The following is an 11,748-nucleotide window of genomic DNA, read 5'->3' as shown; positions in this document are numbered from 1 at the left end:
GTTACACCACCCTCCCCAGCGGTAGTACGCCTGCCTCGCGCAGGACCTTCTTGGTGGATTCCTCGTCCTCTACTCCCGTGGACAGCTCTACGGACATGGCGAAGTTCTTCACCAGGCCGCAGTTCGGGCCTTCAGGCGTCTCGGACGGGCAGATGCGGCCCCACTGGGTCGCGTGCAGGTCACGGGCCTCGAAGTGGGGCTGTGCCCTGCTTAACGGGGATATGACACGCCTTAAGTGTGAGAGCATTGCCATGTAGTCGATGCGGTCCAGTAGCTGGGATACGCCGGTCCTGCCGCCGACCCAGTTGCCGGTCGCCAGCGGGTGGATGAGACGCTCGGTCAGGACGTCTGCCCTGACCGCGGTGATCATGTAAAGCTCACGGTTACGCATGTTGGCCCTCTCGAGCTGGTACTTGATATCACGGGTGAGCCTGTTGAACGAGACCCGGAACAGGTCCTCCATCAGGTCGCCTGCGAGTTTTAACCGCTTGTTGGAGTAGTGGTCCTTGTCGTCCGGAGCGCGGCGGCGGAGTGCCAGCTCACAGCAGGCCTCGGCCATCCGGCCCAGGAAGTATGACTTATTAATGCGAGAATCGCGGAGCTTCGGGTCGTCCTCGTGGATGCGCTCGAAGTTCTCGGGGTTCAGGTGAGGCAGTAAGTACCGGTCGATGACGTAGTGGGCGCGTTTCATCTGGTAGTCCCGGGCCTGGCCCGCGGCCACGCGCTTGCCTATTTTCTCCATTGCGGTCTCCACGGTGTCGGCCTCGGCCTCGTCCAGGTTCTCCAGCATGAACTTCTGGATCTCGGGGTCGTCAGACACTGCGTTCACTATGTCCTGGTCGGTCTCAAGGCCCAGCGCACGCATGAGCATGACTAAGTTCAGCCTTCCGGAAATGGAAGGGAACGATACTTCTAAGATGGACTTGCGGCCCCTCTCGACGATGACCAGCGCACGGTACCCGCGGCGCTGCGAGAACACCTTGGCCACCTCGATCTGGTCGCCGTAGCGGTCATCGTACTCGACCATGATCTTGTTCGGGGCCAGGTCTTCAAGCGTCATCAGGACACGCTCGGTGCCGTTAATGACGAAGTATCCTCCGGGATCCATCGGGTCCTCGCCGTTCTTGATCCAGTCCTCGGAGTTCATCTTCGCCAGGTTACACTTGTTGCAGCCGATCATGATGGGGAGCTGGCCGATGTTGACCTCGATCGCCTCTTCTTCGACTTCGCCCCTTACGATGCTCATCTCTAAAAATAGTTCGGCGGCATAAGTAATATTCCGCAATCTGGCTTCCGTCGGGAATAGCGGCTCGACGGAGCCGTCGGCCTCTCGCACGACGGGATTGCCGACCCGAATCTTGCCTAATTTCACCTTGACGGGCTCAATGTTCCGCTCAACGTCCTCGATGTCGGTCTCGATGAAGCCTTGCTCGTCAATGACTTTCTGAAGGCCCTGGTCTAAAAACACGTTGAACGAATCAATATGATGCTGCGCTATCTTCCGTCGGGTAAAATATGCTTTACTTAATTCTCTTCTGTCTAACACTAAATAATCCCCTCGCCTTAATCGATAACAAGCCTGTAGGCGACCGCCTTGCCCGCGGTCAGGCTCCTTCTGATGATCTTGAGAACGTCGCCCGGCTTCGCGCCGATCTGCTTGACGACGACGTCGGAGGATTTAATTTTCGGCAACTGTCCCCGGGTGATGCTGTATCTTTTTAAAAGTTCCTGGGTCTCTTCCTCGGTCAATAATATATGGTTCGGCACGAGATCGTGCGTCAGAACGTCAAATTTCTTGGTCAATATTGCCTTCCTCCTGTGTAGAAAGTAAAAAAGTCCCATAATAGGGTGAGCGGGCTCGTGGGGATTTGAACCCCAGGCAGCCTGGTTAAAAGCCAGGCGCTCTACCTAACTGAGCTACGAGCCCCGTTGATACTCTATGCAGGTCCTGTCTTCGTTTTTTCGTTATGCTGGCATCGAGGGATTTTGACTGCGGCATTCCATGGGATATGCTACTTGGCTCACCATACAATTATAGAACTTGATTCCGACGGTCTCTTAGAATCGCGCCTATTGCATTTATACTTTTCTATCGTTCTGGATAGCACGGGGCATGCATTACGATACCTTTCGGGCGTGTTTTCACCGGCCTGGAAATAATGAAATATTTATATTATTTTGTAGAGAAAGGAATATATAAGCCTGCCAGTTTAACACTTTAATTCGGAATGGGATATATTTCAGCCTGTTTTCGACTCTTAATATTAAATTTGGCATATCGGAGGTTATAAACATTCAGATCAAGTTCCTTGGAGCCGCGCGTGAAGTGGGCAGATCCGCATTTCTACTGAACGAGAAGGTACTCCTCGACTATGGCATCAAGCCTTCCGATCCGCCCGAGTACCCGGCGGGCAGCCCCAGGCCTGAGACCATCGTCATCTCCCATGGCCACCTGGACCACTGCGGCGTCGTGCCTAACCTCATGGACCTGAAGCCGACTGTGCTCGCCACGCCTCCGACGAAGTATCTGACAAAGCTGCTGGCCCAGGATACGCTGGAGATCGCCGAGCGAGGACATGTTCCGCCCTTCGACCCCAACGATATGCAGATGCTCTTGAAGCGGACCCGGGAGCTCGACTATAACGAGGACTATTCGACCGACGATTATATGATAACTTTACTTGATGCGGGCCACATTCCCGGCAGCGCGCTCACCTACGTTGAGTTCGACGACGACACGTTGCTGTACACGGGCGACATCAAGAACTCCGACACCCGCCTTCTTAAGGGCTCGAAGATCCACTACCCTGGCGCCAGGACGCTGATGGTGGAGAGCACCTACTTTGGTAAGGACCACATAGACAGGAAGGCCCTGGAAGAGCAGTTCATCGAGTCCATCCGCTACACGCTGGACATTGGCGGCAATGTCGTTATCCCCTGCTTTGCCATCGGGCGCACGCAGGAGGTACTTCTCATCCTTAAGGAATATGGCATCCGGTGCTTCGTGGACGGCATGGGCACGGAAGTAACGGATATTCTCCTGAAGAATCCCGAGTACGTGCGGGATCCGGGACGATTGAAGTCGGCTTACGGTAGCGCCACCACCGTCAAGGGCTCCATGCGGCGCACGGTGCTGGACGAGCCCTCCGTCGTCGTGACCACGGCGGGCATGCTCAACGGCGGCCCGGCACTATATTATATACCGAACATGTACGACGACCCGAAGAATAAGATCATGCTGACCGGCTTCCAGGTGGACGGGACGAACGGGCGCATGGCGCTGGACACGAACACCATCGATGTCGACGGCGAGATTTTGCCGCTCCGGTGTAAGCTGGAGCAGTACAGCTTCTCCGCCCACAGCGGCGATGCCGAGCTCAAGGCCATCGTGAAGCACATGTGCGACCAGGGCACCGAGAACGTGTTCTGTGTCCACGGGGACCACACCCAAGAGTTCGCCGGGTGGGTTAAGAAAGAGATAGGCGTCAACGCGTTCGCGCCGAGGCTCGGCGAGGAATACATAGTATAATATTATAGTGCGCCGGGGGACAGGCCCCCGGCACCGATTCAATGGCTTGAGGTATTTACCGGATCATCGTTTCAAACTTTCCAGCGGGTGGAGATTGCGGTAGGTCGCCTCGATCTTCTTGTAGTTCTCCTCGTAGGCGGCCATAGTATCCTGCATGTTCTTCTTATTATCGTCGATGCTCTTGTATTCTGAGCTGGTGGTGTTGAGATATTGCTTGCAGGCGTCGCCCGCGGCGATGGCATCGTTGCAGGCAGCGTTGAAGGCGTCCAGCTTCTGCCGGTAGCCGTCCAGCCAGCTCCGGTCGAGCTTATCTAACGCGATTTTCGTGTTGCGATATCCATCCAGCTCCGTCTTCATGGCGCTCACCTTGCCGGCCTTATCCACATAATCGCTAAAGGCCGACTGGGCGGCACTTTTAGCCGCCATGCCGTTATCGTAGTCCATTTTATACTTGGTATAGGTAGCTTCGCACTGGCGGATGCTGTCGATCAGGGCATTGTTGTTCTCTTCGATGGCGGCGTACTCGGCGCTCTCCGGGTCGAAGAACTGCTGGTACTCTTCTCCCGCCTTAACGGCATCGCCGGCATACTTTTTATAGGCCTGTGCCTTCCTGTCGAAGCCGTCGAGGAAACTGGCATAATCTTCTTCCGAGCTTACCTTCGCCCCGCCTGCGAAGGAGGAGATGTCGTTATAGGCATCGTAGGTCTCATTCATCGCCTGAGTATATTTTCCCAGGGCAGTCGCCCTTTTTATGGAAAGGTCCAGATAATCGGCAAACTGATCGTACGACCGGTTCAGGGATTCGATGTCCGACTGGAAGATGGCGTCGTCAGAGGTCACGTTCCGGTACTCTTCACTCGAGTTGTTCAGGTAGGGGAGATACTTTTTCGAGGCCGCGCTCGTGTCATTGTACATTTTCCTGCAGAGGTCCAGCTTTTCGGCATATCCTCCGAGCCATGCCTTGTATTCGTCCAGCGTGGCGTTCTCGGAGAGCGTGTAATGGAACTTCATGTAGCTGATCTCGTCCTTGAGCTCGCTCGAATACTTTTGATAATCCTTCAGAGCTGACTGGCCGTCCGCGGAGAGGCCATTGTTACCCGCCATCGTTTTCGTCCCGGTACAGCCTGCGATTAAAAGCGCTGCGATAATGAGCAGCCCGAAGAGTGAGCGTTTCCCTGACATTAATATGGCACCTCAAGCATTTATTTGGCAAATTATAGGTTTACTTATATATTTGTGTCTATATAAATATAATCCGTTGAAGATGCCGGGCTCGGCCAGGAATAGTGTTTAAAAGTAGCTATACCATGACTAGGGAAAGGGAAAATCGATCGGCGTTATCGTCACCGTGGGCGTGGCGGGCATCGAAACGTAAGCGAAGATGGCGATACCGGCGCACAGGATGGACAGGATGACCACCACCGCGAAGATGCCCAGTATGCCGATGAAAGCTAAACCGATGATCTTTAGCATGTCCTCTGTGCTGGCCATATTTATTCCTATATGGCGAGCATATGGCGAGCGTAGAATAAATATTTTTTAGTGTCCGGGCCGGACAAAAATTTAAGGATGAAAGGACAAGTTACTATCGTGAGCGAGAACCTGCAAAAAGCCGACTTCGCCGCGGGCTGCTTCTGGCACGTAGAGGAAGCCTTCAGGCACATCCCCGGCGTCGTATCGACGGCCGTCGGCTACGAGGGCGGCCGGACCGAGAACCCGGACTACCGAGAGGTCTGCACCGACAGGACCGGACATGCCGAGACCGTCCAGGTCACCTACGACCCGTCGAAAGTATCATATGATGTCCTGCTGGACGTGTTCTGGAGCCATCACGACCCCACTACGCCTAACAGGCAGGGGCCGGACTTCGGCACCCAGTACCGATCCGTCATCTTTTATCATAATAAGGAGCAGGAAGCGGCGGCCCGTGCCTCCAAAGAGAAGCTACAAAAGTCGGGCAAGTTCAAGAAGCCCATCGTCACTGAGATCGTGCCCGCAACAAAATTCTGGAGAGCCGAGGAATACCATCAGCAGTACCTTGAAAAAAATAACCTGAAAGGCTGCGGCATCTAAATATCAAAAGATGATAGCCTCGACTGAGTCTCTTTCGGGCCGGCGGAGACGGCAGACTCGATCTCCATCCAGAGTTCCGGCGGCCTGGGTTTACGGGCACTATCTATACGCTTCATCGCCCGGGCCTTACTGATCAATTCAAGGGCGCGGGCTGCGCCGCTACTTACGTTGCCGTTGTCGTGGTTCAGCGCCGACCTGAGAGGCTTTATTGCGCAGTTCCCGAGGCGGGCGAGGGACGCGCAGGCCAGTTCCCTGGCTTCAGCGTCTTCATCGCCAAGCACGCTTATCAGAGTATCCACGGATTTACAGCCCCTCACTTTTCCAAGGGCCCGGATGGCTGCCCTGCGGACATCGACAGCATCATCGAGGACCGACACGAACGGCGTCACGTACTTAAATGACCTGTAGCTGTCCAGCGCATAAAGCGCCTCATCCCGAACCGAGGGTTCCCGGTCTTTTATGGCCTGCAGAAGGCCCGGAACGGCCTTCTCATCCTGTATGGCGCCCAGCGCCCGAACGGCCTCTTTCCTTACGCTCCCATCAAGGTCATATAGCATGTCCAGGAGATATCCAGTGGCCTTCTTATCCTTCATCCGGCCGAGGGAGGATACGACGCACCGCCGGATGCCCGCGTCCGATTCGGACAGCGCACGGATGAGCGCCTTCACCGCGCGCTTATCGCCGATCTTGCCCAGCGCTACGACTGCCTCCATGCGAATACCGGGGTCGGGATCTTTCAGCGAGCTTATGAGGGACCGGAGGATCTTGTTATATTCCAGCACCTTCAGGGCATCGTATGCGGAGCGCCGGACATATATGCTCTTATCGAGGAGGGCGTGAGTGAGGGCGTCGACGACGGCTTCATCGTATTTCCTGCCGGGGTTGCCGATGATCTCGTCGGTAATGGCCAGTGTCGCGTACATTCGGACGTAGAAGTTCTCATCCCTTAATGCCGATACGAGACCGGGCAATGCCCTGTGGCCGAGCTTGCGGAGTGTCATGTAGGCGGCCTCTCTGACGTCATATTGCTCGTCCCTCAGAGCGTCCACCAGCAGGCTTATCGACCGCTCGTCCCCCGGCCCTTCCAGCGCCTTCACTGCATATATCCGTGTTTTGATATCATCGCAGCGTAAAGCCTGTCTCAGGCCCTCCTTTTCGTCCAGCGTGATGCCCCTGGCATCGCTGTTCATAGATACGATCATGATGTGCCCTCGATAACAGACCATAATCAAGTGGTTGTATAACTAGGTTAATCCCATAAAAAGCGGCTTTTTTTGGTATAATCAATTGAAAAAACAGCGATATAGCGAAAATTATTATATATAGCAGTAATTATAACGGAATTTATATTTTTACCCTGTATATCGCTTTCTGTGTAAAGATAATCCGGGGCGGGCAAAAAAGGGATGGTGCCCGCCTCACAGGTTGGGGATGTCAGGATGGTATCGCAGCCTGGCCCTGAAGCGTGTAGGGCGTGTGCGATAAGTTCTGTCTAAGCACTAGTATATCATTCGGGTTTATATATGCTGACCAAGTGCATGGTGAAAGTAATCGCCTTTCGGGCATGAACTCATTTCATGCCTTCGACATACGACGATTTAATACTTACAAAAAGCTTAATATCGAACAAGGCATTTGTGTAGGAGATGATCGCCGGAACATTCGACACGCTGTCAGAAGCATGGTACTGGGCAATAAAGGAAATTTACACTAACGGGCAGCTCGTGGAGACCGAGTACGGCATCAAGGCAAAATGCATCAACGGCATGCTCCTGGAGGTCCGGAACCCCGTGCAGGTGTGGCACAAGAAGGACCCGTTCTGCACGAAGGAGCGCGTCGAATTCTATAAAAAGCAGTTCAAGCGGGAGTCCGCCGGCAGGCATGGTTTCGAGTACACGTACATCGACCGTTTGGTGAATTACGAGGGCTTCGACCAGCTAAAATGGATGGGCGAGCAGCTCCAGAATAAGCGGTACGAATCAAAGCGCATCCAGGCCATTACGTGGATGCCCAAAATAGATTGCATGAAAAAGGAGGATCAGCCGTGTTTTCAGCGGATCTGGGTGTTCCCCCACAAGAACAACAAGCTTGACGTCCACATCCACTACCGCTCGTGGGACATGTTCAAGGCGTTCGAGGCAAATCTGATGGCCTTCCAGGAGCTGGTCAAGGACGAGCTGATCGGCCCCACGGACTTCATGCTGGGCACGCTGCGGTGTTTCGGGGATAACGTCCACATCTACGAGGACGATTTCCAGGCGGCCGAAGAGGTTCTTAAGCCGTAGCCGCGCTTCAGGCTTCCCATACCTTCACGGTCTTATCGCTGGAGACAGTGACCAGCCGCTTTCCGTCTGGAGAGAACTCGCAGGAAAGCACTGCTTTTTTATGGCCGGCCAGGGTTTGTAGTAATTTCCCTGTATCGGCGTCCCATATCCGTACAAGGCCATCGTGCGACGCTGTCGCTATTTTCTTACCGTCCGGAGAGAATGCACAGTGATAGACCTTATCCGCCTGGTCGTATAGCGTATGCATAAGCTTCCCGGTCTCGACGTCCCATACCCTCACGGCGCCATCACGTGATAAAGAGGCAACTTTCCTGCCGTCAGAAGAGAACACACAGTAGAACACTGCGCTCATCGGGCCCTCCAACTTTTGCAATAGTTTCCCGTCCGCAGCATCCCATATCCGGACAGTGCCGTCATAGGATGCCGAGGCGATCTTTTTACCATCGGGAGAGAACTGGCAGGATATCACGGGTGCTGTATGGCCGGTTAAAGTCATTAGAAGTTGCTGGGATGGCTCAGTCATAAATAAACTCGCCGATAGCTAATAAGCCGGGTATGCAATTACGTAAAATAAAGTTAACTCCACCTCGACGATCCCATTCTAAAAAAAATTATTTATTAATGCCTGCGCCCAGGTATGTTGCCGGCATGCCCAGGCCAAACGAAAACATCCTTGAAGGGTATGCCGCAGTGCCATAAACCCACGGGTTCATCGGGCCTCCCAGCCAGCCTTTTTGGTGGGGCCCGATGCCTTCAATGGTTTTTAATCCTGCGCCATGCGGTCCACCGCCAGGCACGAATGCCTTAGTTTGATTGCTTGTCTTGTTGGCTGCGCTCGTATTATTGGCCTTGACGCTCGTATTATTGCCGCCGCCGGCCTTACCACCGTCTACGGCAATGGATACCGGTACGAATATGATCGCCGATAGGACCACGACCAGTGCCATGGTCACTACTATGATCTTCCAATCCATCTTCATATTTACCCCTAATAACGACAAGGCTTTATTAAGTAAAAATCGATGGAATAAAAAAAGCATAAAAATGGATGAAATGCATCGGAAAATATAAAAATGCGTTATGATATAATGCCATTCCCCGTAATCACTGTGAAATACTGGTCGAGCCCCACCCATCGAGCGCACAGGCTCGTGCACCATCGGGCCCGAATTGAGATTCAAGGCCCGATGATGAGATCGCCGGTTGATCAATTTACGGACGTTATGCGCCTGGAACTATATTGATGTCCCACAGCCTGGGCATTATATGAGTTCCGGGCAGTGTGTATTTAAGCGCCTCACGGTTCACTGCCGCCCAGTCCGCCATGTTGATGGCGGATTTCGTATAATCCAGGGGCAGGATCCAGGTCGGATAGGCAGTCAGGCCCTCGTAAGCCCGGCCCATTGTGCCCAGGTGGGCGTTCCGCCACATCCTGTCAAGGAGCGACATCTGGGATATTTGCTCAGCCTTTGCGGCGAACGGGAAGAACGGATACGCCAGATAATTCTGCGCACCACCGCCCATATAGCTCCCTGGCACCACTCCTTCCACTCCCGTGACCTCCTGTCGGGAGATACCTGCGGCGCCCGTTGGATCCCGCACCTGCGATTTCAATACTGACCCCGCATTGGGATTAACGCTCTTGACGCCTTCGAGCGACGGCACGTCCGGAACATACCCCGGGGACGACAGGCTACTCGTATCGAGGGCCAGGCTGCCACTGGCAGCCTTGGCGGTCGGGATCGAGTAGGGCCAGACGAACTCCTGGTCCGCTAAATTCGATTTCTTCTTAATGATGGCCTTTTGTCGTTCGTACCCCGGAATGATGTTCGTCATCTCAGCGTAGGGCATGTACGGCCCTGCGATGGATGAAGGTGCCGACACCGGGCTTAAGAACGCTCCCGGCCCGGATATCAGCTCGTAGGAGCCCAGATTCGCCGGAGGTATGCCCACCGTGTTAGCCGTGAAGAATCCGGTCTGCGTCGCAGCTATCGACTGGAAGGCGTCCTGGTGAACGTCCGGGAAGGCCAGGTTCACGGGACCGAACGGCAAAACGTTGGCCGAACCAGTAAGAGCAACGCCATCAGCTTCCGCAGTGCCAATGGTCGGGCCAAGCCCTAAATCATCAGCTTTTATCGGAAAATCAATGTTCAGATGTTCCAGGTCCTCCGTCTGGAGCGTGTTCTGATGGAATAAGCTCTGTTTAGTAACCCACTGGCCCAGATCGTTGCCGAAGAACACGTCGCCCGCGATCAGTTCATACCTCGCTTCCGTCCTCGCCCATGATACCGTTGGCATGGTCGATATGACCACGAGGATTGAAACTAACAATATAGTTAATGGTTTTCTCAGCGTATACTCTACCCTCATATTACCCTCCTCATGAACCGACCGGCTCCTGACCCTCAACAGGCTCACCGGATAGATTCTCAATATACCTCTAAAACAAACTTATAATCAGTATATTATTAACTGTAATTAAATTTAATAATAATAATACGATTGATTAGTATTGATTAGTTAAACTTCTCAGGCCTATTCATTGCGTTTGTAGCGAACCACCGGTCACAATACCGAAACTATCCAGAGGGCTCTGTAGATAGGGAATCAGTGAATTGGACCTGGAATGATCCGGGCCATTCTCAAATATTACGGCGGGCTGTCCCCTATAATCCATAGAACGCCATTATTTCGGTTAAATTTTCGTGAACCTTTAAACGCACGGCTTTTCTATCTATTAGTTGAGGGTTAGTAGAATACCGTTGAGGAGGGTGTTTATGAGCATACTTAGAGTTGTGCCTGTCATCGTGACCATAGTTTGTATACTGGTGGGGGCTATGGCACTGGACGTGTCAGCGCGTATGGAGGCTCAATGGGCGCTCCAGGCAGGCGACGTGATCGTAGGCGAGGACATCAGCGTACAGAAACCGATGGCCGCAATATTCCACCAGCAGACAGCTTTCGCGCGCGATAAAGAAAACCTGCAGATCGATTTCCCGATAACTGCCGACGACCTGGGGCTCGGTCCGACGACGGGCGTGACCGCAATCGGTGATGATGTCGGCCTTAGCACAAGTGGGACGGCGAATGTTTTGCCATTCGGGCCGGTCAACCTGGCCTTCCCGGACGTTCACCAGGACGCGGCGCAAGAGCTGGAGACTACGGACACAGGGTTCTTCACGGCGAACTGGGCTTTCATGGCCGACACCGCGGCGAGCAACCTGGGAACAGAGCCGATCGGGACTTACCTCGGATCAGGGCACCCGTTCAAGAATCCGAAGATGCTTGGCTCCGAGTTCGTCTGGCCGTACATGACTCCGGTCGCCAAGGCTGCCGACGGTAGCCTGGCGCTCGATATGGACAGCCTATCCCCGGCCATAGGCCCATATGTGAAGTCGCTCAGTACCGATGTGAACATTATCAATCGCGACACGGTCGACATTACGTCGGACGCCAGGCCCCGGACGAATGTCACGAATACGACGAGCGCCAGTAATGTAACGGGTACGACCAATGCCACGAGCACATCGAGCGCCGCTACGAAGATGCGCGATGGCTGGGGAACGCGGAAGCCACCCGTTGCCGATCCAAAGTGGAATAAGACGCAGATCTCGAACTCGACGAACCTGCAGCGCATGTACCGGAATGCGTTCGTAGGCTCCACGATGCACAATGCATACGAAGGCAAGACATCGTATCCGGAATGGATCACGCCCTATAAAAATGGCACGGGGTGTTTCAATCCGACCAACAGGAGTACGATGCTGGATCTGGCACGTAAAAAGACGGTGGCCGGTGCTCATATAGCACCTGTGTTCTGGGACCTCTAGGCGTTTCGCGAAGAGGCGGCGGTATCAGATT

Annotated in this window: 12 protein-coding genes and 1 tRNA gene; 4 read left to right on the top strand and 9 right to left on the bottom strand. The window is 54.0% G+C overall.

The annotated features are described in order from the left end of the window. Position 1: 1 nt before the first annotated feature. The 3 genes from MCP_RS06170 to MCP_RS06160 all read right to left on the bottom strand — a co-directional run bounded on the left by MCP_RS06170 (position 2) and on the right by MCP_RS06160 (position 1,927). Positions 2-1,546 carry a DNA-directed RNA polymerase subunit B'' gene (locus MCP_RS06170; RefSeq protein ID WP_012899967.1) on the bottom strand — a complete coding sequence of 515 codons (1,545 nt, stop codon included), beginning with the start codon at positions 1,544-1,546 and terminating at the stop codon, positions 2-4. Between the two features lie 17 nt (positions 1,547-1,563). Then, entirely contained in the window at positions 1,564-1,842 is a 279-nt protein-coding gene (locus tag MCP_RS06165; protein ID WP_173332317.1) for a DNA-directed RNA polymerase subunit H, read from the bottom strand. A gap of 11 nt (positions 1,843-1,853) precedes the next feature. After that, positions 1,854-1,927, bottom strand: a tRNA-Lys gene (locus tag MCP_RS06160). Positions 1,928-2,326: 399 nt separating this feature from the next. Between MCP_RS06160 and MCP_RS06155 the strand changes: the two genes are divergently transcribed. Next, on the top strand, positions 2,327-3,529 hold the full coding sequence (locus MCP_RS06155) for an MBL fold metallo-hydrolase (protein WP_012899965.1): 1,203 nt from the start codon (positions 2,327-2,329) through the stop codon (positions 3,527-3,529). 63 nt (positions 3,530-3,592) lie between these two features. On the opposite strand, the gene MCP_RS06150 is transcribed toward MCP_RS06155, so the two are convergent. Then, the gene (locus MCP_RS06150) at positions 3,593-4,711 is read right to left on the bottom strand and encodes a hypothetical protein (protein ID WP_012899964.1); all 1,119 of its coding nucleotides are present in this window, start codon (positions 4,709-4,711) and stop codon (positions 3,593-3,595) included. A gap of 129 nt (positions 4,712-4,840) precedes the next feature. Next, complete coding sequence (locus tag MCP_RS06145) at positions 4,841-5,020, bottom strand: hypothetical protein (RefSeq protein ID WP_012899963.1); 180 nt, start codon at positions 5,018-5,020, stop codon at positions 4,841-4,843. Between the two features lie 78 nt (positions 5,021-5,098). On the opposite strand from MCP_RS06145, the gene msrA reads away from it, so the two are divergent. Then, entirely contained in the window at positions 5,099-5,602 is a 504-nt protein-coding gene (gene msrA, locus MCP_RS06140; protein ID WP_173332316.1) for a peptide-methionine (S)-S-oxide reductase MsrA, read from the top strand. Here msrA and MCP_RS06135 read toward each other — a convergent pair. After that, positions 5,599-6,804 carry a HEAT repeat domain-containing protein gene (locus tag MCP_RS06135; protein ID WP_012899961.1) on the bottom strand — a complete coding sequence of 402 codons (1,206 nt, stop codon included), beginning with the start codon at positions 6,802-6,804 and terminating at the stop codon, positions 5,599-5,601. The two genes, msrA and MCP_RS06135, sit on opposite strands and share 4 nt — an antisense overlap. Before the next feature lie 444 nt (positions 6,805-7,248). Between MCP_RS06135 and MCP_RS06130 the strand changes: the two genes are divergently transcribed. Further along, positions 7,249-7,887 carry a thymidylate synthase gene (locus MCP_RS06130; protein WP_012899960.1) on the top strand — a complete coding sequence of 213 codons (639 nt, stop codon included), beginning with the start codon at positions 7,249-7,251 and terminating at the stop codon, positions 7,885-7,887. A 7-nt stretch (positions 7,888-7,894) separates the two neighbouring features. Here MCP_RS06130 and MCP_RS06125 read toward each other — a convergent pair whose 3' ends face one another. The 3 genes from MCP_RS06125 to MCP_RS06115 all read right to left on the bottom strand — a co-directional run bounded on the left by MCP_RS06125 (position 7,895) and on the right by MCP_RS06115 (position 10,257). Beyond that, positions 7,895-8,383, bottom strand: coding sequence for a WD40 repeat domain-containing protein (locus MCP_RS06125; RefSeq protein WP_158301450.1), 489 nt, complete (start codon positions 8,381-8,383; stop codon positions 7,895-7,897). Between the two features lie 115 nt (positions 8,384-8,498). Then, complete coding sequence (locus MCP_RS06120) at positions 8,499-8,867, bottom strand: hypothetical protein (protein WP_128567063.1); 369 nt, start codon at positions 8,865-8,867, stop codon at positions 8,499-8,501. A 241-nt stretch (positions 8,868-9,108) separates the two neighbouring features. Then, the gene (locus MCP_RS06115; RefSeq protein ID WP_012899957.1) at positions 9,109-10,257 is read right to left on the bottom strand and encodes a hypothetical protein; all 1,149 of its coding nucleotides are present in this window, start codon (positions 10,255-10,257) and stop codon (positions 9,109-9,111) included. Positions 10,258-10,664: 407 nt separating this feature from the next. On the opposite strand from MCP_RS06115, the gene MCP_RS06110 reads away from it, so the two are divergent. After that, entirely contained in the window at positions 10,665-11,717 is a 1,053-nt protein-coding gene (locus MCP_RS06110) for a hypothetical protein (protein ID WP_012899956.1), read from the top strand. Positions 11,718-11,748 lie beyond the last annotated feature (31 nt).

The sequence above is a fragment of the Methanocella paludicola SANAE genome, assembly GCF_000011005.1.
Lineage (GTDB): Archaea > Halobacteriota > Methanocellia > Methanocellales > Methanocellaceae > Methanocella > Methanocella paludicola.
Note: the sequence above shows the minus strand (reverse complement) of the source record. Positions and strands in the feature narration are given on the sequence as shown.